The organism is Microtetraspora glauca (assembly GCF_040656155.1).
Classification (GTDB): Bacteria; Actinomycetota; Actinomycetes; order Streptosporangiales; family Streptosporangiaceae; genus Microtetraspora; species Microtetraspora glauca.
In genome coordinates this window covers 41,711-62,062 of sequence record NZ_JBFALK010000005.1, presented here as the reverse complement: position 1 = coordinate 62,062, position 20,352 = coordinate 41,711, and the positions used below count along the sequence as shown (strand labels likewise).

Sequence of the window (20,352 nt, the reverse complement as noted above, 5' to 3'; positions counted from 1 at the left end):
CCAGTACACGCTACTCAAAGGACTCGCTCCTGGGACATATGTCATTTCCTGGGGCATGTGTTCCACAGGACGGGTCTCCCCGGGTGAGGCCCGTCCGCGCGATGCCGCATGACGCACGGGACCACCGGTCGGAGGGTGACGGGCCTCCACGGGGGAGGCCCGGTTGCCGCCGCGTTCACCCCTTGCGCGGCTCACCCCGGTAGGTGCCGAACGACCAGAGGTTGCCCTCGGGGTCGCGGACCGTGAAGTCGCGCGAGCCGTAGTCGGTGTCGTACGGCTCCTGGACGAGCCGCGCCCCCGACGTGATCGCCCGCGCGTGGAGCGCGTCCGGATCGTCGGTGACGACATACGCGCCGAACGTGCCGGGCTCCAGCGTCCACTTGTCGTCCGGCGTGTCCCGGACGGAGCCCAGCATGATGCCGCCGCCGAGAGGCCATGACAGCTGGGCGTGATCGACCCGCTCGCCCTCGCCGTACACGGCGGTCTCCTCGAAGCCGAACGCCTCGACGAGGAAGCGGATCAGGCCGCGCGCGTCGCGGGCGCGCAGCGTGGGCCAGACCTGCGGTGATGGTGTGTTGTCTGTCATGTGAACAAGTCTGTCGCCGCGCCCGGGGGCAGGGCTTGGACGTTTCGGAACTCCTCGGCGAGCCAGCGGCTCGGGGAGCACCCGGCGAGCGCGCCGAACTCGCGGGCGAGATGGGCCTGGTCGTAGTAGCCGCAGGTCGCGGCGAGCGAGGCCAGGGCGGGAGGTGAGCCTCCGGCGGTCAGGCGTTGCAGCGTACGGCGGGCATGGTCGAAGCGCACCACCCGGGCCGCTTCCTTCGGGCTCAGGCCGATCTCCTCGCGGAACCGCCGCCCCAGGTAACGGGTGCTCCAGCCTACCTCGCGGGCCAGGTCGGACACGCCGACCCCGCCCGAGGCCGCCAGCAGCCGCCGCCATGCCCACGTGACCTCGGCGGGCATGGCCGCCCCGGCGCCGAGCGCCGTGCCACGACCTGAGCCCAGCATCGAAACGAGTACCGAGTCGAGCACGGCGAACCGCTCAGGCCATCCGGTCGCCGCGAGGAGGCGCTCGCGCAACTCGTCCGCCACGCCGCCGAGCACGTCGGCCCCGTCGAGGTCGATGCCGGACAGCTCCCCGGCGGGCAGGCCGAGCAGCGCCCGCGCGCCCAGCGGTGTGAGGGCGAGCTGGATACCGGACTGCCGGCCGTCATGCGTGATCAGCGCCGGCGTGCTGTGCAGGCCGCCGACGAGCGTGTCGTACGTCCCCGGAGGGGCGAGCCGGTCCGGGTGCGCGGCCACGACCAGCGGATCGTCCAGGGTGACGATCATCGTGAGATACGGCGAGGGCAACCCGCGGTGCCTGGCCGGGGGGACGCCCGCCTCGCGATAGCCGATGTACGCGGTGACGAATCCCCGCAGGGACGGCGCGGGCCGCCTTCCGGCGAACTCGGTCGTCGGCCCGCTGGTGTCCGGATCAGCCATGGTCGCTCCTCCCCGCCCACCAGTTTCGCCGATCGGCGCCCCGTGTTCCCAGCTCCCGCCGGGCCCGGCAAGGCCACCGAGCGGATCCGGCCGGGCTCGGGCCTACGCTCCCGAGCCCGGCCCCGGACGAGGAGCGGGCCCCGGACGATCCGGCAGAACCGAGCTGTCCCCTTCCCCGCCGGTCCCGGGGGCCCGTCCTCCGGGCCGGCCCCCCAGGCCGGGAACGTGCGGGTCCCGGCCTGGGGTGACATCAGGGATGGGCGGCGGATCCGGGGTGATCCCGGACGCTCAGACCACCGCCCCCGATCCCTGGCGCGACGAGGCGGTGCGCTTCCTGACCGGCTGCGGGGGAGGCGCCGAGCTGCGCCGCTCGAACTCGACGGCGAGCGGGGCGGCGACGAAGGCCGACGAGAACGTGCCGACCACGACACCGATCAGCAGCGCGACCGCGAAGTCGGTGAGCGAGTCCCCACCGAGCAGCGCGAGCGCGGCCAGGATGAACAGCGCGCCGAGACCCGTGTTCACCGTACGTGGCACGGTCTGCACCACCGCCGAACCGGCGATTCGCTGGAAGGGGGTCTTGGGCGACGCGCCCCACATCTCGCGTACCCGGTCGAAGACCACCACCTTGTCGTTGACGGAGTATCCGATGATCGTGAGCACCGAGGCCAGGAACACGCCGTCCACCGGCTTGCCCAGCCAGGCGAACGCGCCGACCACCAACGCCACGTCCACCGCCAGCGCGAGCACCGCGGCCGTACCGAACGACCAGCGGAAACGGAACGCCAGGTACGCGAGCTGCGCGGCGAGGGCCACGCCGAGCGCGATGAGGGCATTGCGCCGCAGCTCGTCACCGAGGCTGGGCCCGACCAGCTCGTCGCGCTGCTTGGTGACCTCACCGGCCACATTCGCCAGCGCCGCCTCGATCTTCGCCGCCTCATCCCCGCTGATCTGGCCGGTCCTGACGGTGATGCCGTCGTCCGAGCTCTGGACGACCGCGCTGGGGAAGCCGGCGTCGGCGACGGCCTGCCTGGCCGTGTCCGCGTTCACCGGCGTGGAGGTGGCGTACTCCGCGAGGCGGCCGCCGGTGAACTCCACGCCGAAGTCCAGCCCGCGGACGAACAGCCCGGCGATCGCGAGGGCGGTCAGGATGCCCGTGATGCCCAGCCACAGGCGTCCGCGCCGCATGAGGTCGGGGTTCTTCCTGTTCAACCAGGAACGCAGTGCGCCGACCGCGCCGAGCCCGGACAGCCGCGGCCGCGAGTTCACCGCCCGGCGCCCGACCGCCCACTGGGCCAGCACTCGCGTGATCAGCATCGCCGAGACGAGCGAGGCCAGTACGCCGATGGATAGCGTGACGCCGAAACCACGCACCGGGCCGGACGCCAGGAAGAAGAGCAGGCCGGCCGCGAGCAGGGTGGTGATGTTGGAGTCGGCGATCGCGCTCCACGCGTGGTGGAAGCCCTTCTCCAGCGCTCCGCGCAGCCCCTTGTGCGGCGAGGCGCCGTACTCCTCTCTGGCGCGCTCGAAGACCAGCACGTTCGCGTCCACCGCCATGCCGATGGCGAGGACGAATCCGGCCAGGCCGGGCAGAGTGAGCGTCGCGCCGAGGGCGACCAGCGCGGCGTAGGAGATCAGCGCGTAGCACGCCAGGGCGACCGTGGCGAGAAGCCCGACGAGCCGGTACGCAAGGGCGAGGAAGGCCGCCGTGAGTACCACGCCGATGATCGCGGCCTTCGCGCTCGCCTCGATGGCGGCGGCGCCGAGCGTCGGGCCGACCGTGCGCTGCTCGACGATCTCGACGGGCACCGGGAGTGCGCCGCCCTTGATCAGGAGGGCAAGGTTCTGCGCCTCCTCGGTGGTGAAGGATCCGCTGATCTCGGTGGTCCCGCCGGTGATGCCGACACCGCAGCGGACGGTGTCGTTCACCTGTGGGGAGGAGATGACCTCGTCGTCGAGCACGATGGCGATCCGCCGCTTGGGGTCGCCCGAGGGAGCGCAGGCCGCCTCACCGGTCAGCTTCTCCCAAGGGCGGTTGTCGCGGAAGTCGAGCGAAACGAACCATCCACTGGCCCGTTGGGCGTCGATCCCGGCCTTGGCGTCCTTCACCGACTCACCGGTGAGCCCTGCCGGACCGAGGAGCAGCTTGCGGCCGTCCTCGTCGGGAAGGATCCGCTCGCCCTTCTTCGGCTTGGCCGAGTCCTCGGGATAGTCGAGCACCTGGTGGAAGGTGAGCTGCGCGGTCGTGCCGATGGTCTCGGCTGCCTTGCGCGGATCGAGCACGCCGGGCAGTTCCACGATGATGCGGCGCTCGCCGGAACGGGCGAGCGTGGGTTCGGCGACGCCGAGCGCGTCCGCGCGGCGGCGGAGCACCTCCAGCGTCCGGTCGGTCGCCTCGGCGTCCGCCTTCGTGGTGGGGGAGTCCTTGGTTTCGAAGACGAGTTGGGTGCCGCCGCGCAGATCGAGACCGAGGCGCGGGGACATGGTGAGGGCGAGGACGAGTGATGTCGCGATGACGGCGAGCGCCGCCAGCGCGCGTACCACTGGGGCACGCGACATGAGAGCCTCCACAGGCGGAGTGGGATGACGCGCCGCGTAGGCGCGTGAAGGCATACCGAGATCGGGACGCGGCGCACGGAATCCGGTGCGTGGAAACCTGTGTGGAGTCCTGCGTGTGGAGTCCTGCGCGTGGAATCCGGTGCCTCAGGCGTCAACCGATCGGAAAGGGCGCGCGAAAAGAGCGCGTGCAGGCATACCGGGATCGAGAGCGGGTGGTCGTGCGCTCTCAGCCTGTGGTGGGTGGCGCGCGGCCCGGCGAGACGCCGGGTGCGGCGAGCGGGTCCGCGCCGCCGTCCGGCGGCAGGACGGCGGTCGTGACGCGGGAAGTCGTCGTGGGACGGCGCCGGTCGACGAGAAGGGCCGTCTGGCCCGCTCCCATGGCGCCGCGCTTCGCTCCGATGACGGCCTCGTGGCGCGGCCGGCCGGAGAGATCGTGCGAGGTCGGACCGTGGTCGTGCGGCTGCGGCGGTGCGGCGACGTGGTCGTCCGGACCGCTCGCCACCGTGTCGTACGGCCCGGCTGTGATCGTGTCGTACGGCCCGGCCGCGAGAGTGGTGCGCGTGCCGGCCTCATGGTCGTCCGTGCCGGCCGCCGTGGCGGACGAGGGCGCGGACGCGATGAGAGCGGAGGGGGCGGACACCGCGAGAACGGCGGCCTGCGGCAGCGCGCCGAGCACGCCCGCAGCGGGGACGCCGCTGACCAGCAGCGGGAAGATCAGGCAGATCAGCCACCTGGCGGGTACGGCGAGGAACGACGACCGTTGGCGCACCGCTCCTCCCCTCCCCCCGCGTAGATGTTCCGGTCAGCCTAGCCAGGTCTGGGAGTGGCCGAGAGCCGCAACGCCGCCCGGCCCGCGTGGAGGGCGGAGAGGCGCCTGGACCGGAGACGGCGATCGGACGAGAGCCGCGTGAGCAGGCGGGTGCCCGATTGATCGGAAGGGTCGTACAGTTCCCCCATGTCTTTGCCTGAGATCCCGGCCACGACAAAGGCGGGTCACGTAACCGTCAGCAGGGTGTTCATGGCATTGATCATTCTTGTCTCAGCGGTGGTGGGTGGCGTGGCGGCGAGCTTCCTGCCGCTGGGCGACGTCCCGTTGGCCATCGCTGAGGGATACGTCCAGCTCACCGTTGACGGCTCAGGGACGTTCCAGGCGGACAGCGGTCCGGCCGCCCTGGTCCCGGCCGATGTGTGGTGGACGGACAGCGACGGGCGCGATCACGTCGGGGGCCGTCCCTCGTGCCTTTGGGACGAGCAGGACAAGGGCAATGAGAACAAGGGGTCCCGCGTTGAGGCCGGGTACAGATGGATGAAGACGCCGAGCGGTGGCTCCTATCCCTTGGTCGCGTGGCTCAAGTGCCCGTAGCCCGTGGAATCACGGAATCCGCGGAATGATCTCAGCGGCGGGAGACCCACGGCAGGACTGTGCCCCCGGCGGGAGCCGCCAAGGACCGGAGAAGCGCACGCGCGGTGAAGCCGCCGCAGGAGCAAGGCGCAAGGAGCAAGGCGCAAGGAGCAAGGCGCAGGGGGCGGGGCGCAAGAGTAGGGCGTAAGGGGCAGGGCGCAGAGGTAGGGCGCAGGGAACGAACGCGGAGCGGAGGGGGAGGGATGAAGGTCGTCGTCCTGTCGGACACCCACGCGCCGCGCCGGTGGAAGTCGTGCCCGCCCCGGGTGGCGGAGCGGCTTCGCGACGCGGACGTGATCCTGCACGCCGGGGACGTGTGCGTGCCCTCGGTGCTCGACGAACTGGCGGCCTATGCCCCCGTCCACGTCGTCAAGGGCAACAACGACGTCCCGGACCTGGTGGCTCCGGAGACATTGGAACTGGATCTCGGCGGCGTGAGCGTGGCGATGATCCACGACAGCGGCCAGGCGCGCGGGCGGATCACCCGGATGCGCCGCAGGTTCCCGTCCGCCGATCTCGTGATCTTCGGGCACTCCCACATCCCGCTGGACGAGACCGAGGAGGGACTGCGTGTCTTCAATCCCGGTTCGCCCACCGACCGGCGGCGCCAGCCGTACGGGACCCTGGGGGTGCTCCTCATCGACGACGGGTCCCTCGTCGAGGCGACGATCGTGCCCGTCACCTGACGGGCGACCCTTCGTGCAGCCCACCTGACGTGCGACCCTTCGTGCGGCTCACCTGACGTGCGACCCTTCGTGCGGCTCACCTGACGTGCGACCCTTCGTGCAGCTCACCTGACGTGCGACCCTTCGTGCAGTCGAAACGCAGGAGACGCGCCCGGCGACGGTGGGGACGACCTGAACCGTGATGGCCGCCCACAGCCGTGCGACTCGGCCTGTCACCAGGCGGCGGTGGAAGTGCCGGCAACCCTGCCGTCTGCAACCAACCCTGGCCTGCAACCAACCCTGCCGTCTGCAACCAACCCTCGGCCTGCAACCAACCATGCGGCCTGCAAGGGTGCCGCCTACAACCGTGCGGCCCGGCGCTCCCTAGCGGAAGATCGGGAACGCCGGGCCGGACGGTGGCTCGGTGGTGTGGTCATGGCTCGTTGGGCATGTTCGTCCAGCCCTTGCGGTCGGCCCTGCCGTACCAGCCGGACGCGGCGAGGGTCCCGCCGTCCACCGGGATGGTGTGGCCGGTGACGAACCGGGCCTCGTCCGAGGCGAGGAACGCCACGACGGCCGCGTAGTCGTCGGGCTCCCCGAACCGGCCGAGCGGGATCCAGGTGCGGAGCAGTTCGGGATCGCGCCCGCGCAGCATCGCGGCCGCCGGGGTCTGCGGCGTGTCGGCCAGGTCGGGCGCGATGGCGTTCACCCGGATGCCGTACTGCCCGACCTCGACGGCAAGGCTCTTGGTGAACGCCGACACCCCGGCGTTGTACGCGGAGTACACCGCGTGGCCGGGAATGCCGCGGAACGCCTCGACGGTGGAATTGTTGATCACCACGCCGGAGCGCCGCTCGATCATCACGGGGAGCAGCGCGTGGCTCATCGCGAAGACGTGCAGCAGGTTCAGCTCGTACAGGCGCTGCCACTGCTCGGGCTTGCTGTGGAGGAAGGTCTTGGACGCCGGGCGAAAGTCGCCGACGTTGTTCACCAGCACGTCGACCCGGCCGCCGCCCGCGTCGAGAGCGGTCTCGACGACCCGCGTGACCGTGTCGTCGTGGGCGGCGTCGCCGATCACCGTGACGCATCGGCCTCCGGCGGCCTCGATCTCGGCCCTGGTCCGCTCCGCGGCCTCGCCGTCGATGTCGTTGAGTACCACCAGATCACCCGCGGCGGCGAGCCGACGGCTGATCGCGCCCCCGATGCCGAGCGCGCCGCCGGTCACCACGGAGACCCGGGCCGGTGTCGATAGGGTGCCGCTCACGATCGTCCTCCTCGTTCCCCGCCGTTCCACCGGCGTACGGGCCGTGTCTCGATCCAGTCGATCCGCAGCGCGCGGTGCCGGATGCGCCAGCCGTCGTCGTCGCGCCGGTAGGAGTCGGTGTAGCGCAGGTGCCACACCAGGTCGGACACCTCGCCGGGCGCCCGTTCCGTCAGGTGGTGGGCGACGCAGGCGATGTGCCCGGTGGCCGTCCCGGCGTCGGGGCCGGCGTCGAACACCTGCCCGGCCAGCGCGTGCAAGGTGACCGGGATATCGGCCAGTCGCGCCATCGCCGCGCGGATCTCGGCGCGCCCGGTGGCGGTCCGTACGGGCCCGAGGGCGTGCGGCGGCTCCGGGAGGACGAGCACGCCGTCCTCCGTGAACAGGTTCACCAGGCCGTCCAGGTCCCGGCGGTCGGTGTACAACGCGTACCGGGCCACCAGGTCGCCGAGCTCCACCCGGTCGCCGGTGGTGAGCGTCATGCGCCGGCCAGCCCGAGGCGGTCGGCGCAGGCCGACAGATCGTCCTTGGCCCGGGCGAGGTCCGGCGTCGGGTCGGCGGCGAGCACGATCCGGTCGGCGCCGAGGGCGGCGAGGGACTCGGCCTTCTCCGCCGTGATCCGGGTGACCAGGTGCCCGAGCGAGAGCTCCAGGGCGTCCGGGTCGCGGTCGTTCTTCTCCGCCTCCTCGCGCATGATGCCCACGAGCCTGCGCAGCTCGTCGCCGGCCAGGCCGAGCGGCTGGAGTCCGTCGCCGCGCCGGCCGGCCCGCCGCGCGGCGGCCACGCTGTGCCCGCCGATGTGGATGGGCACGCCGCCCTCCCGCGCGGGCTTCGGGTAGCTCATCGCGCCGCGGAAGTCGAAGAACTCTCCGTGGTGCTCGACGCCGCCGGGCGAGGTGCCGGCCCACAGCTTCCGCATCACGTCGATCTGCTCGTCCGCACGACGGCCGCGCGCCTCGAAGGGGGCGCCGCACGCCTCGATCTCCTCTTTCATCCAGCCCATGCCCACGCACAGGCGGAGCCGGCCGCCCGACAGCGCGTCGATGGTGGCGAGGCGCTTGGCCAGGACGACGGGGTGGTGGTTGGGCAGCACCAGGACTCCGGTCGCGAGCCCGATCCGGCTGGTACGGCCGGCGAGGAAGGCCAGGAGGTCGAGCGGGTCCGGGATGTCGCAGTCGTCGGCGAGCTCCATCTTCCCCGACCTGTCGTACGGGTAGACGCTGGAGTAGCCGGTCATCACCACCGCGTGCTCGACCACCACGATCGACTCGAATCCGCACGCCTCGGCATGCTGGGCGAACCCGCTGATCCATTCCGGATCCGCGGTGGTGTCGGCGGCAACGGGGGCGATGACGGCGTACCTCATGCGCGGCAGGCTATGACCTCCGATCACGCCGGGACCGTGCCGCTCCCGTTGAACGGGACCACAGCCGGCCGCCGCCCCGACCTGCGGCCGAATGGATCGCGTTCTCGCAGGTCAGGCGGTGCTGTCCGGTGTGAGGGCCGTGTAGGCGAGGGTGGCGCCGTGCCTTACGAACACGGGGTCGGGGGTGTGCCACGCCTCGTCGCGCAGCGGCCGTTTGACCACCTTGCTCGTGGCCGTGCGGGGCAACTCCGCCATGATCCGGACATACCGGGGCACCCACTTGGTTCCGAGGTCCGGCTGGCGGCCGAGGAAGTCCGCGAACGCCTCCGCGTCGAAGGCGCGGCCGTCGGCGAGTACGACCGCCGCCATCACCTGGTCGCCCACCTCGGCGTCGGGAACGGCGTAGACCGCGACGTCCGTGAACGCCTCGAAGCGGGCCAGCAGCCGCTCCACGGGCGCGGCCGCGAAGTTCTCCCCGTCCACGCGCAGCCAGTCGCTGTTCCGGCCCGCGAAGTACCAGAACCCCTGGGCGTCGCGGTAGGCGAGGTCACCCGACCACACCCAGCCGCCCCGGATCCGCGCCGCGGTGGCCTCGGGGTTCTTGTAGTAGCCCTCGAACGCGGCGGCTCCGACCGTGTTGACGATCTCCCCGATGGCCTGCTCGGCGTTGAGGAGAGCGCCCGCCTCGTCGAACTCCGCTCGCGGGCACTCCTCCAGCGTCTCCGGATCGACGACGACGGTGCCCGCCTCCGACACTCCCAGGGAGCCGCGCGGCGTGCCCGGAACGCGGTTGAGCCGCACCTCGCCCTCGCTTGAGCCGTACGAGTCGATGACCGTGCAGCCGAAGCGCCGGGCGAACTCCTCGATGTCGCGTTCCGCGGCCTCGTTGCCGAACGCGATGCGCAGGGGGTTGTCGGCGTCGTCGGGCCGCTCGGGCACGGCGAGGATGTAGTTGAGCGGCTTGCCGACGTAGTTGAAGAAGGTCACCCCGTGTCTGCGGACGTCGGGCAGGAACGCGGACGCGGAGAACCTGCGCCGCAGCACGACGCATCCGCCGGAGGCGACGGCGGGCGCGATGCCCGCCATGATCGCGTTCGAGTGGAACATCGGCATCACGACGTAGAAGACGTCGTCCGGGCCGAGATCCCTTCGCTGCCGCTGCTGGAGGGCGATCCGGCCGAGCCGGGCCTGGCTGCAGATCACCGCCTTCGGCGCGGACGTGGTCCCGGAGGTGAAGATCAGCGAGAAGTACGTCTCGGGAGGCACCGCGCCGGCCTCGGAGCCCAGAGGCGCGGTTTCCGCGAGGGTCGTCGCGTACGCGTCCGAGTCGGTGACCAGCACCCGGTCCCGGCAGTCCAGCGCGAGTCCGTCGAGCAGGTCCTGCCTCCCTGTCTCGGTGACGAGGAGCTGGCAGTCGGTGAAGTTGATGTCTCCGGCCAGTTCGGAGCCCCGCCGGGTCGGGTTGACCCCGATCACGGTCGCCCCGGCGAGGGCGGCGCCGAGCAGCCAGAACAGGTGCTCCGGGGTGTTCTCCAGGAACAGGCCGACGTGCCAGGGGCCGGGCTTTCTGAGGTCGCGGGCGAGCCCGGCCCGCAGCCGGGCCTCGGCGACGATCTCCCGCCAGGTCCAGCACCGGTCCTCGAACTTCAACCCCGTACGGTCGTCGTCCGCGCGGGCCGCCACCAGTCCGGCGAAGGTGATCCGGTCGGCGGGCCGGTCGTCGGAGAGCAGGGCTCGGGGGCTGTCCTCTGGCACTGGCGCTCCTCGCGTTTCGGGAAGATCTGGTACGGCACGCACCGCCGTTTCAGCGGTCCTCACGTCGATTACCAGGCAGTATGTGATCTTGTGTGGCCTATGTCTCACTCAGTGGGACATAGCGGAACTCGTGATGATCTGTCCTGATTGCCTCGCTTCCTGTCCGCCCGTATGCGCGATTTCCGGGCGGCCAATAGGAGGAAGCGATGAAGCCTCGAAACACGACGTGGTTGCGCCCGGCCGCCGGACTGCTCGTCGTCGCGGCGCTCACGGCGGCGTGCACGTCATCCCCCGGAGGCAAGAACACCGCCGCGCCCGGCCAGACCACCAAGCCGTCACCCTCCACCTACCAGGTGGGAATGATCGGCGACGACTCCGGCGGCGAACCGGTGAAGGGCGGCACGCTGACGTTCGGCGCCTACGCCGAGGCCGCCGTGCTCGACCCCGCGCAGACCATCGTCGCCGGTTCCACCGGCGGCCTGGAGATGGCGGCGATCTACGACGTGCTCATGCGCTGGGACAGCACGGCCGGTGAGGTGAAGCCGCAGCTCGCGAAGGGGCTGGAGGCGGGCGACGGCTACAAGAAGTGGACGCTCACCCTGCGCGACGGCGTCACGTTCAGCGACGGCACGCCGCTGAACGCCAAGGCCGTCAAGTGGAGCCTCGACCGCTACGTCGAGAAGGGCGCGGACGAGGCGCGGCTCTGGAAGGACAACGTCACGTCCGTCGAGACGCCGGACGACTCGACCGTGGTCTTCACGCTGGCGAAGAAGTGGCCCACCTTCGCGTACATGCTGACCACCGGCCCCGGCATGATCGTCGCCAAGTCGTCGGACGACGGCGGCACGTTCACGCCCGTGGGAGCCGGGGCGTTCACCTTCGGCACCTACGCGCCGCACGAGGAGACCGTGCTCAACGCGCGTGCGGACTACTGGGACGGCCGCCCGAACCTGGACAAGATCCGGGTCATCTACATGACCGACCCCAACGCCCTGCTGGACACCCTCAGATCGGGCGGGGCACAGGCCGCCTTCTTCCGTGACCCCGCACTCATCGACAAGGCGCTGGGCGACGGGTTCCACGGGTACATGAACCTGGTCGCCCTGGGCAACGTCGGCGTCATCAACGCCTCCGAGGGCCGACCGGGAGCCGACCCGCGTGTGCGCCAGGCGCTGTTCCACGCGATCAAGCCCGAGGTGATCTACCAGCGCTCCTACAACGGAGCGGGCGTCGCCAGCAACGAGGTCTTCCCGGACTTCTCACGCTGGCACACCGACAACGCGTCCCTGGCGTACGACCCGGACAAGGCCAGGGAACTGCTCAAGCAGGCGAAGGCCGACGGGTTCGACGGGAAGATCACCTATCTCGGCCGCCAGGATCCCTCCGCGCGCGCCACCGCGTTGGCGATCAAGTCGATGCTGGAGAGCGTCGGCTTCCAGGTCGAGCTCGACCTGGTCCGCGCCGTCGCCGACCAGATCACCAAGGTGGCGGTCAACAAGGACTACGACGTGGCCGGATGGGGCATCAGCTGGCGCGAGGCCGGGCCGTACGGGCGGATGTTCGCGACCCTGCACAGCAAGGGCAACCTCAGCGTCGGCATGCACACCGGTCCGGAGATGGACGCGCTGATCGACGAGTTCCAGGTCGCGGAGACCGAGGACGAGCAGCGCGCGATCATGGGCCGGATCCAGAAGCAGTGGAACACGGACGTCCCCGCGCTCGTCTACGGTCCCACTCCCGAGTTCCTCGCGTGGCAGAAGAACGTCCACGGCGTCGAGGACAGCGTGAACAGCATGATCCTGCTCGACGACGCGTGGATCGCCCCGGCCGGCTGACCGGGACCCGGTCGGTGGAGCGGCCGCCCGGCCTCACGCCGGGCCCGGTGACCGGCGGGCCCGGCAGCCAGGCCGGCCGGGCGGCCCGCCCGTGACATCCCCTGCGACATGACCCTGCGACATGCCCGCGACACGAGTTCGTGACGCGGCGAGGAGACGTGACGAGGAAAGGAGGGCGACCGGCATGGCACGCGGTGTGCTGAAACGGCTGGCCGAGATCGCGGTGGTCCTGTTCGTCGTCAGCGTGGGCACCTTCGCGCTGGTGGACCTGACCCCCGGAGATCCCGCGATCACCGTTCTCGGCGAAGGGCACACGCCCGCGGAGTACGCGGCGTTGCGCGAAGAGATGGGACTGAACGACCCGTTCCTGGTGAGGTACGGAAGCTGGCTGGGGTCGGCGCTCCAGGGCGACCTGGGCGCCTCCCTCATCCCTCCCAACAGCGACGTCGCCGAGCGCATCGCCGCGGCCCTCCCGGTGAGCGCGGAGGTGGCCGTCCTCGGGCTCGTCATGGCCCTGGTCGTCTCGGTGCCGCTGGCGATGTGGTCGGCCTACCACGCCGACGGCAGGGTGGACCGGATCATCAGCGCCGGAACGTTCGGCGTGCTCTCGGTCCCCAGCTTCCTCGCGGGCCTGCTGATCATCATGGTCTTCTCGAACCAGCTCGGCTGGTTCCCGAGAGCCGAGTGGGTACGGCTCGGCGAGGGCCTCGGCGGCAACCTCTACCACGCGTTCCTGCCCGCGCTGACGATCGCGCTGGCCGAGACCGCGATGTTCACCAGGATCCTGCGCGGCGACCTGATCACCACGCTCCAGGAGGACTTCATCCTCGCGGCCAAGGCCAAGGGGATGCCGGCGGCGCGAGTGCTGTTCAGCGACGCGCTCCGGCCATCGTCCTTCTCACTGATCACGCTTCTGGGCATCAGCCTGGGGCGGCTGATCGGGAGCACCGTGATCGTGGAGTACCTGTTCGCCCTTCCCGGCATGGGCACGCTGATCATCGGATCTGCGGACAAGGGCGACTTCCCCATGGTGCAGGGGGCCGTGCTGGTCATCGCGCTCATCTACGTCCTGGCGAACGCGCTGATCGACCTGTCGTACGGCTACCTCGACCCACGGATCAGGCGGGCGCATGTCTGACATCGTTGAGAGCACCGGCCCGGCGGAGGGCGGCTCCCGTCCCGGCGACGGCGCGGACCACCTGGACCACGTGCGCCCGAGAGGCGTAGCGGGCACGGCGGGCCGAGGGAGCACGGGGGGCAGAGGGAGCACGGGGGGCAGAGGGAGCACGGGGGGCAGAGGGGGCACGGCACGCGGGCCGCGACCTCGTCACCTGTCCTGGAGCGGGCTCGGCCTCGCCGTACCGGGCATCGCCCTGACCGCCGTCTCGCCGACCGTGCTGCCCGCGCCCGGCTGGGTGTGCTTCCTCGCGTTCGCCGCCGGACTCGTGGTCGCGTACGCGGGTGTCGCCCGGCTCGGCCGGGGTGCCTTCGGCGGCTCCTTCGACCTCATGTTCTGGCTCTGCCTGGTGTGGCTCGTCGTGCTGGTGCTGGCGGCGCTGCTGGCTCCGGTCCTGCCCCTCGGGGAGTACCGGGACATCGCGAAGACGATCGAGGCGCCCGCGATGGCACCGCCCGCCCTGTTCTCCGAGCATCCGCTCGGGACCAACAACTTCGGGCTGGACCTGCTGGCGCGGATCGTCTACGGCGCCCGCGCGTCGCTGCTGGTCTCGATCGGCGCGGTCGCCATCGGCATGGTGGTCGGCGGCGCGATCGGCATCCTGGCCGGGTTCTTCCGGAGACTGACGGACACCGTCGTCGGCGTGTTCACCAACTCGCTGCTCGCCGTACCGCCCCTGATCCTGCTGATCGCGCTGGGCACCGTGCTGGAGCCGAACCTGCGCAACATCGCGATCGCCCTGTCGCTGCTCGCCCTGCCCAGCATGATCCGGATGGCGCGGGCCGGCACGCTGACCTTCGCCCAGCGGGAGTTCGTGCTGGCGGCGAAGGCGATGGGCGCCTCGCGGTGGCGGGTGATGGTCCGGGAGTTGCTGCCCAACGTCCTGCTGCCCCTCGCGTCGTACGGCATGGTCATCGTGTCGGTGCTGATCGTGGCCGAGGCGTCGCTGAGCTTCCTCGGCCTGGGCATCCAGCCGCCGGACCCCTCATGGGGGAACATGATCGCCGAGGGCGAGGGCAACGCCTTCCAGGACCATCCGCACATCGTGCTCGTTCCCGGCGTGACGCTCTTCCTGACCGTCTTCGCGTTCAACCTCATCGGTGAGAAGGCGAGGAAGCGGTGGGACCCCCGCCAGGCGAAGCTCTAGCAACGCGTCGCGGATCGGCGCCGAGGCGTCGCCCGGGCGACCGCGCCAGGTCGAGAAGATCCGCCGGACACGGCCGAGGAGTGTCATGAGTCAGAGCCCCCTCCCCGCGGACACGCGGCCGCCCGCCGGTGACCCGGCGCCGCTGCTGGTCGTCGACGACCTGCGCACCGAGATCCACACTCGCCGCGGGGACATGAAGGCGGTGGACGGTGTCTCCCTCACCCTGAACGCGGGGGAGACGCTCGGGATCGTCGGCGAGTCCGGGTCGGGGAAGTCCGTGCTCGGCCGTACGATCATGGGCCTCTACACCACCGGCGCCACCATGACGGTCTCGGGCCGCGTGCTCATGGACGGCACCGACATCCACGCGCTCACCGACGCCGGGCGTCGTGAGCTGTGGGGATCCGACGTCGGCATGGTCTTCCAGGACCCGATGAGCGCGCTCAACCCGGTCAAGAAGATCGGCCTCCACCTGACCGAGAGCCTGCGCAGGCACGGCGGGCTCTCCCGGGCCGCCGCCCGGGCCCGCGCCGAGGAGCTGCTCCGGCTGGTCGGCATTCCCGAGCCCGGACGCCGCCTCGGCCAGTACCCCCACGAGCTGTCGGGCGGCATGCGCCAGCGGGTGGTCATCGCCATGGCGCTGGCCAACGGGCCGAAGCTGCTCATCGCCGACGAGCCGACCACCGCGCTCGACGTCACCGTGCAGAAGCAGATCCTGGACCTGCTCGGCAGGCTCCAGGCCGAGCTCGGCATGGCGATCATCCTGGTCAGCCACAACCTCCAGGTCGTCGCGGGCCGGGCGAACCGGGTCGCGGTGATGTACGCCGGCCGGATCGTGGAGCTCGCCGACGCGGACGTCCTGTTCGCCGCTCCACGCCACCCGTACACCGAGGCGCTGCTGTCGGCGGTCCCGCGCCTGCATCACCCGCCGCACTCCCGGCTGGAGGCGATCGACGGCTCGCCGCCGGACATGGTCGCGCCCCCGCGGGGATGCCGGTTCGCGCCGCGCTGCCGTTACGCGGGGGACGACTGCCGGCAGGTCTCCCCGCGACTGCTCTCCGAGGCCGGCGCCGACGCGGCGCGCGCGTTCGCCTGCCATCACCCCGTCCGCCCCGTCAACGCAGGAGGATCATGATGGCCGGTACCGGCACCGCGCACATGCGCTCCGGCCAGGATCGTGTCCTGGTCGTCGACGACCTGGTCGTGGAGTTCCCCGCCGGACGCGGTCAGAAGGTGCACGCGGTCTCCGGGGTGAGCTTCGACCTGCTCGACGGCGAGACCCTGGGCATCCTGGGCGAGTCCGGCTGCGGCAAGTCGAGCGCCGGACGCGCCGTGATGCAGCTCCCCTCGCCGAAGTCAGGCTCGGTACGGCTGGACGGGACCGAGCTGACCGGGCTCACCCCCAGGACGCTGCGCACCCGGCGCAAGAAGATGCAGATGATCCTGCAGGACCCCGTCTCCTCCCTGAACCCGCGCCGCAGGGTCAGGGACCTCGTCGCCGAGGGCCTGTCGATCTGGGGGACCAGGCCGAGCAGGGAGCAGGTCGAGTCGGTCCTCTCCTCGGTCGGGCTGGATCCCGCCGTCGTCTGGGACCGGCGGCCGCACGAGCTCTCCGGCGGCCAGTGCCAGCGGATCTGCATCGCCCGCGCGCTCATGCTGGACCCGCGGGTGCTGATCTGCGACGAGCCCGTCTCCAGCCTCGACGTCTCCGTGCAGGCCCAGATCCTCAACCTCCTTGAGGAGACCAAGTCGCGCTACGACCTGAGCATGATCTTCATCGCGCACGACCTCGCCGTGGTGAAGAACATCAGCGACCGGATCATGGTGATGTACCTCGGCAAGGTGTGCGAGGTCACGCCGTCCGCGCGGCTGGCAGGGTCGGCCCTGCACCCCTACACCCGGTTGCTGCTCGCCTCCGTGCCCGAGGCCGACCCGGCCACGGACGATCAGGCGGCTGACGGTCGGGCGGCGGGCAGTCGATCACCGGGCGGCCTGGCGGAGCCGGGGGAGAAGTCCGTTGAACTGCCGTCGCCGCTGAACCCGCCCAGCGGCTGCCGGTTCCGTACGCGCTGCCCGCTGGCCACCGACCGCTGCGCGGCGGAGGAGCCGCTGCTGCGCGAGGTCGGCGACGGACACTATCTGGCCTGCCACAACATGGGGAACTGACCCGGCACCACGCGCTCAGGGTGAAGTCGTCCGCCGAGCCGGGGTCGCCGTCCCGCGGTCGGCTCGCCCTCGAAATCGGGGTGATCAGGTCGACTCGAGCGGGAGCGGATCCGCGTCATGGGCGAGGATCGCCGCCTGCACGCGGTTGGCCAGGCCGAGTTTCGCGAGCGAGTGGCTGACGTGCGCCTTGACGGTCGCCTCGCTCATCGAAAGCCGGCGGCCGATCTCCGCGTTGGAGAGGCCCTGGGCGAGCGCCCGCATGACCTGACGTTCACGGTAAGTCAGTACGGCCAGGCGCCTGCGGGCGACGTCCGCCCGTGACGGTCCCTTCTCGACGAACGAGCTGATCAGCCGCTTGGTGACGGTGGGGGAGAGCATGGCGCTGCCGGCGGCGACCGTACGGACCGCGGAGGCGAAGTCCCGTGGAGGCGTGTCCTTGAGCAGGAAGCCGACCGCGCCCGCGCGCAGCGCCAGGTGGACGTACTCGTCGAGGTCGAACGTGGTCAGCATGATCACCTTTGGCGGGTCGGGCAACCTGCCGATCTCCGCCGCGGCGGTGAGGCCGTCCATGCCGGGCATGCGGATGTCGATGAGGATGACATCGGGGGCGAGCCGGGTGACCGCGCCGATCGCGCCGGCGCCGTCGCACGCCTCACCGACCACCGTGATGTCGCCGGTGGCCTCCAGAATCATGCGCAGGCCCGATCGGACGAGGGCCTCATCGTCGGCGACGACGACGCGGATCATGCGGGCGCCTCCACGGCCTCGGGCGTACGCGGGGATCCCGAGGCGGGCAGCCGCCGTGCCGTGTGCGGAGGTCCCGTCGGAAGCCGGGCGAGGATCCGGTAGCCGCCACCGGGCAGCGGTCCGGCCTCGAACTCGCCGCCCGCGAGCGCGACGCGCTCCCTCAAGCCCGTCAACCCCAGCCCGGCGCCGGGCAGCGGTTCGGCGGGCAGTGGTTCGGCGGGCGCGGGCGGGCCGTTGTGGACCATCACCTCCAGCGCGCCGGGGAGATACCGGAGGAAGACGTCGGCGGAGGTGCCGCCGGCGTGCTTGTGGACGTTCGTCAACGTCTCCTGGACGAGGCGGTAGGCGGTCCGCTCCACCATGGCAGGCAGCGGACGCGGGGTGCCCCCGTCGTGCCGCTCGACGGAGATGCCGAGCGATCTCGACTGATCGAGCAGCCGATCGAGGTCCGCGAGCATGGGCTGCGGAGCGAACGGGACACGGTCGTCGACATCGAGGACGGCGTCGCCGCCCGCCGTCGTGCCGACGTGAGGTGAGCGCAGTACGCCGAGCACCTCCCGCAGGTTGATGAGCGCCTCCCGTCCGATCTCCCGGATGAGGACGGCCGCCTGCGCGGCGCGCTCGTCGGAGGTTCCCACCTCGAGCGCACCGGCGTGCAGCACCATCAGGGACACCCGATGCGCGACGATGTCGTGCATCTCACGCGCGATCCGGGTGCGTTCCTGCGCCCGGGCCCGATCGGCGCGGGCCCGCTGCTCGTGTTCGAGCCGTTCCGCGCGCTCGCGCAGTGCCACGACCACCTGCGTGCGGGCGCTGACCCACAGCCCCCCGACCAGCGGCAGCGCGACCATCGCCGCGAAAGGCATGACGCCGTCCACCGCGGCCTCCGCCGGGGTGAGGCGGGAACCCCGGACCACCACATCGACCACGGCCGACCCACCCATGACGGCCACGGCTCCCGCGACGTAGGCGGCGACGTCGGCCCGGCGGCGCAGAACGACGCCCACGTGATAGGACGCGACGATGACGGCAGGCCACAGCCCGAACGCCGTCCAGCCCGCGGCGGCCAGGACGAACAACGGCCACCTGACACGCCGGACGAGCACCGCGGCCACCGCCGACGCCGCAACCAGCAGGAGACGCCCGGAGTCGTCCGGCAAGGAGGGGGCGGCCACGGCGCCGTCCACGGAGATCCATGAGAACAGGAGGACCGCGGAACCGCGGACCCAGGGGCCCGCCCGATCGATCAGGCGGTTGATCCGCCTGAGGGCCTGGTCGCCGATCGGTGCCGCCTCGCTGTACTCCACGCTCCGAGCGTAGGGCGGCCTCGCGGTACGCGCCCTCGACGATCGTCGCGGCGACCCCCTACGAAAGTCTCGGTTCCGCGGTGATCTTGTGGCCGATGCGCCGCCGTCCGCGTGCCACGAGAGTGGCCGCCATGCCAACGACGATCCTTCGCGGCGCGCCGGCCGCCGCCGTCGCGCTGCTCGCCTTCGCGACGCCGGCCGCCGCGGCCGGTACTGCCGCCCTGCCGACGGCCGCGGTGACCAGTGTGGTGACCACTACGGCCCCCACTGCGGCCCCCACTGCGGCCCCCACTGCGGCCCCCACTGCGGCCCCCACCGTGCCGACCGTTGTGCCTTCCGTCGCGCCGGACACGACCTTCGCGCTGCCCAAGCCGACCGGCCCGTACCCGGTGGGCACGACCACGCTCCACTTGGTGGACGACTCGCGCCCGGACCCGTGGGTACCCGAGGAGAAGGCACGCGAGCTCATGGTCTCGCTGTGGTATCCGTCGAAGGCGTCCGGCGGACGGCGCGCTGCCTACATGACCCGTGAGGAAGCGGCCCTGGTGCTGAAGGGGCTGGAAGCGCGCGGCGCGGCCGAGGACGCCGTCAGGTTGAGCGGGACCCGCACCAACTCGTTCCTCGACACTCCGCCGATCGGCCGCAGGCGCGGCCTGCCCCTCGTCGTGCTGTCGCCGGGGTTCTCCGTCCCCCGCTCCTCGCTGACGGCTCTGGCCGAGGACCTGGCGAGCAAGGGGTATGTCGTGGCGGGGATCGATCACGTCCACGAGTCCTTCGGCACGACACTTCCCGGCGGGCGCACCGCGACCTGCGTCGCCTGCGCCTCCGAGGACGACGACGATTTCGGTGACAAGACCACCCGGGGCCGGGCGGCGGACGTCTCCTTCGTGCTCGACCGGCTGACCGGGCAGCGTCCGGCGTGGAAGGGCGGCGAGCTGATCGATCCCTCCCGGATCGCGATGGCGGGCCACTCCATCGGTGGCAACAGCGCCTCATGGACCATGCTCAGCGACTCCCGGGTGCGCGCCGGGGTCAACATGGACGGCACCTTCTACGTCCCGATCCCCGAGAAGGGTCTCCGGCGCCCGTTCCTCATGCTGGGCGCCGGAAAGATCCACGAGCCCGGTGGGCTCGACGTCTCCTGGGGGCGCGACTGGCGCCACATGACCGGCTGGAAGCGCTGGCTCACCGTCGGCGGCATGGAACACGTGTCCTTCTGCGACTACCCCCTCTTCGCGGAACGGCTCGGCATGAAGACGGAGTCCTCGCTTTCCGGTCCCCGTTCCGTGGAGATCGTCCGCACGTACGTCGGCGCCTTCGTCGACCTGCACCTGCGTAAGCGGGCTCGGCCGCTGCTCGACCGGCCCTCCCGGAGCTATCCCGAGGTGCGGTTCTGGCGCTGACATCCCGTCCCGGCCCGACCGATGGCCGGCCACGACGTACCCATAGGCCACCGGCCCGTACCGCTTCGCCGCGGCCG

Annotated in this window: 18 protein-coding genes; 8 read left to right on the top strand and 10 right to left on the bottom strand. The window is 71.3% G+C overall.

The genetic code is table 11. The features are described from left to right. Positions 1-175 precede the first annotated feature (175 nt). The 4 genes from AB0I59_RS11415 to AB0I59_RS11400 all read right to left on the bottom strand — a co-directional run bounded on the left by AB0I59_RS11415 (position 176) and on the right by AB0I59_RS11400 (position 4,813). On the bottom strand, positions 176-586 hold the full coding sequence (locus AB0I59_RS11415) for a VOC family protein (RefSeq protein WP_061259662.1): 411 nt from the start codon (positions 584-586) through the stop codon (positions 176-178). Beyond that, entirely contained in the window at positions 583-1,485 is a 903-nt protein-coding gene (locus AB0I59_RS11410; RefSeq protein ID WP_358132146.1) for a helix-turn-helix domain-containing protein, read from the bottom strand. The genes AB0I59_RS11415 and AB0I59_RS11410 overlap by 4 nt, the downstream gene beginning before the upstream one ends. Before the next feature lie 288 nt (positions 1,486-1,773). Further along, on the bottom strand, positions 1,774-4,044 hold the full coding sequence (gene secD, locus AB0I59_RS11405) for a protein translocase subunit SecD (protein ID WP_358132144.1): 2,271 nt from the start codon (positions 4,042-4,044) through the stop codon (positions 1,774-1,776). A 226-nt stretch (positions 4,045-4,270) separates the two neighbouring features. Next, positions 4,271-4,813 carry a hypothetical protein gene (locus AB0I59_RS11400; protein ID WP_358132142.1) on the bottom strand — a complete coding sequence of 181 codons (543 nt, stop codon included), beginning with the start codon at positions 4,811-4,813 and terminating at the stop codon, positions 4,271-4,273. A 186-nt stretch (positions 4,814-4,999) separates the two neighbouring features. On the opposite strand from AB0I59_RS11400, the gene AB0I59_RS11395 reads away from it, so the two are divergent. Together AB0I59_RS11395 and AB0I59_RS11390 are read left to right on the top strand one after the other, a co-directional pair. Further along, a complete protein-coding gene (locus AB0I59_RS11395; RefSeq protein ID WP_358132140.1) occupies positions 5,000-5,407 on the top strand; it encodes a hypothetical protein in 408 nt (135 codons plus the stop codon). A gap of 242 nt (positions 5,408-5,649) precedes the next feature. Further along, positions 5,650-6,132, top strand: a complete 483-nt coding sequence (locus AB0I59_RS11390; RefSeq protein WP_061259657.1) for a metallophosphoesterase family protein — start codon at positions 5,650-5,652, stop codon at positions 6,130-6,132. 412 nt (positions 6,133-6,544) lie between these two features. Here AB0I59_RS11390 and AB0I59_RS11385 read toward each other — a convergent pair whose 3' ends face one another. From AB0I59_RS11385 to AB0I59_RS11370, 4 genes are all read right to left on the bottom strand, one after another. After that, the gene (locus tag AB0I59_RS11385; protein ID WP_358132138.1) at positions 6,545-7,375 is read right to left on the bottom strand and encodes an SDR family NAD(P)-dependent oxidoreductase; all 831 of its coding nucleotides are present in this window, start codon (positions 7,373-7,375) and stop codon (positions 6,545-6,547) included. Continuing rightward, on the bottom strand, positions 7,372-7,854 hold the full coding sequence (locus tag AB0I59_RS11380; RefSeq protein ID WP_358132136.1) for a nuclear transport factor 2 family protein: 483 nt from the start codon (positions 7,852-7,854) through the stop codon (positions 7,372-7,374). The genes AB0I59_RS11385 and AB0I59_RS11380 overlap by 4 nt, the downstream gene beginning before the upstream one ends. After that, the gene (locus tag AB0I59_RS11375) at positions 7,851-8,738 is read right to left on the bottom strand and encodes an LLM class F420-dependent oxidoreductase (protein WP_061259654.1); all 888 of its coding nucleotides are present in this window, start codon (positions 8,736-8,738) and stop codon (positions 7,851-7,853) included. The genes AB0I59_RS11380 and AB0I59_RS11375 overlap by 4 nt, the downstream gene beginning before the upstream one ends. 111 nt (positions 8,739-8,849) lie before the next feature. Next, positions 8,850-10,493: an AMP-binding protein gene (locus tag AB0I59_RS11370; protein WP_358132134.1), complete on the bottom strand. Its 1,644-nt coding sequence runs from the start codon at positions 10,491-10,493 to the stop codon at positions 8,850-8,852. A 206-nt stretch (positions 10,494-10,699) separates the two neighbouring features. Between AB0I59_RS11370 and AB0I59_RS11365 the strand changes: the two genes are divergently transcribed. From AB0I59_RS11365 to AB0I59_RS11345, 5 genes are all read left to right on the top strand, one after another. Next, a complete protein-coding gene (locus AB0I59_RS11365) occupies positions 10,700-12,328 on the top strand; it encodes an ABC transporter substrate-binding protein (RefSeq protein WP_358132132.1) in 1,629 nt (542 codons plus the stop codon). Between the two features lie 184 nt (positions 12,329-12,512). Next, a complete protein-coding gene (locus AB0I59_RS11360) occupies positions 12,513-13,466 on the top strand; it encodes an ABC transporter permease (protein ID WP_061259652.1) in 954 nt (317 codons plus the stop codon). After that, positions 13,459-14,652, top strand: coding sequence for an ABC transporter permease (locus AB0I59_RS11355; RefSeq protein WP_358132130.1), 1,194 nt, complete (start codon positions 13,459-13,461; stop codon positions 14,650-14,652). Before AB0I59_RS11360 ends, AB0I59_RS11355 begins: the two co-directional genes overlap by 8 nt. Positions 14,653-14,737: 85 nt before the next feature. Next, complete coding sequence (locus AB0I59_RS11350) at positions 14,738-15,787, top strand: ABC transporter ATP-binding protein (RefSeq protein WP_358132128.1); 1,050 nt, start codon at positions 14,738-14,740, stop codon at positions 15,785-15,787. Beyond that, on the top strand, positions 15,787-16,818 hold the full coding sequence (locus tag AB0I59_RS11345) for an ABC transporter ATP-binding protein (protein ID WP_435830945.1): 1,032 nt from the start codon (positions 15,787-15,789) through the stop codon (positions 16,816-16,818). Before AB0I59_RS11350 ends, AB0I59_RS11345 begins: the two co-directional genes overlap by 1 nt. Positions 16,819-16,902: 84 nt before the next feature. Here the strand turns inward: AB0I59_RS11345 and AB0I59_RS11340 are convergent, their stop codons facing one another. Both AB0I59_RS11340 and AB0I59_RS11335 read right to left on the bottom strand, forming a co-directional pair. After that, positions 16,903-17,565, bottom strand: coding sequence for a response regulator (locus tag AB0I59_RS11340; RefSeq protein WP_061259649.1), 663 nt, complete (start codon positions 17,563-17,565; stop codon positions 16,903-16,905). After that, the gene (locus tag AB0I59_RS11335; RefSeq protein ID WP_063818931.1) at positions 17,562-18,872 is read right to left on the bottom strand and encodes a sensor histidine kinase; all 1,311 of its coding nucleotides are present in this window, start codon (positions 18,870-18,872) and stop codon (positions 17,562-17,564) included. Before AB0I59_RS11335 ends, AB0I59_RS11340 begins: the two co-directional genes overlap by 4 nt. Positions 18,873-19,003: 131 nt before the next feature. On the opposite strand from AB0I59_RS11335, the gene AB0I59_RS11330 reads away from it, so the two are divergent. Beyond that, positions 19,004-20,275, top strand: a complete 1,272-nt coding sequence (locus AB0I59_RS11330) for an alpha/beta hydrolase family protein (protein ID WP_358132123.1) — start codon at positions 19,004-19,006, stop codon at positions 20,273-20,275. Positions 20,276-20,352 lie beyond the last annotated feature (77 nt).

Excerpts from the sequence above, each read along its gene's own strand:
- AB0I59_RS11340 (WP_061259649.1), bottom strand. The coding sequence starts at position 17,565 with ATGATCCGCGTCGTCGTCGCCGACGATGAGGCCCTCGTCCGATCGGGC.
- AB0I59_RS11360 (WP_061259652.1), top strand. The coding sequence starts at position 12,513 with ATGGCACGCGGTGTGCTGAAACGGCTGGCCGAGATCGCGGTGGTCCTG.
- AB0I59_RS11410 (WP_358132146.1), bottom strand. The coding sequence starts at position 1,485 with ATGGCTGATCCGGACACCAGCGGGCCGACGACCGAGTTCGCCGGAAGG.
- AB0I59_RS11415 (WP_061259662.1), bottom strand. The coding sequence starts at position 586 with ATGACAGACAACACACCATCACCGCAGGTCTGGCCCACGCTGCGCGCC.
- secD (WP_358132144.1), bottom strand. The coding sequence starts at position 4,044 with ATGTCGCGTGCCCCAGTGGTACGCGCGCTGGCGGCGCTCGCCGTCATC.
- AB0I59_RS11365 (WP_358132132.1), top strand. The coding sequence starts at position 10,700 with ATGAAGCCTCGAAACACGACGTGGTTGCGCCCGGCCGCCGGACTGCTC.
- AB0I59_RS11390 (WP_061259657.1), top strand. The coding sequence starts at position 5,650 with ATGAAGGTCGTCGTCCTGTCGGACACCCACGCGCCGCGCCGGTGGAAG.
- AB0I59_RS11330 (WP_358132123.1), top strand. The coding sequence starts at position 19,004 with ATGCCAACGACGATCCTTCGCGGCGCGCCGGCCGCCGCCGTCGCGCTG.
- AB0I59_RS11375 (WP_061259654.1), bottom strand. The coding sequence starts at position 8,738 with ATGAGGTACGCCGTCATCGCCCCCGTTGCCGCCGACACCACCGCGGAT.
- AB0I59_RS11345 (WP_435830945.1), top strand. The coding sequence starts at position 15,787 with ATGGCCGGTACCGGCACCGCGCACATGCGCTCCGGCCAGGATCGTGTC.
- AB0I59_RS11355 (WP_358132130.1), top strand. The coding sequence starts at position 13,459 with ATGTCTGACATCGTTGAGAGCACCGGCCCGGCGGAGGGCGGCTCCCGT.
- AB0I59_RS11395 (WP_358132140.1), top strand. The coding sequence starts at position 5,000 with ATGTCTTTGCCTGAGATCCCGGCCACGACAAAGGCGGGTCACGTAACC.
- AB0I59_RS11350 (WP_358132128.1), top strand. The coding sequence starts at position 14,738 with ATGAGTCAGAGCCCCCTCCCCGCGGACACGCGGCCGCCCGCCGGTGAC.
- AB0I59_RS11380 (WP_358132136.1), bottom strand. The coding sequence starts at position 7,854 with ATGACGCTCACCACCGGCGACCGGGTGGAGCTCGGCGACCTGGTGGCC.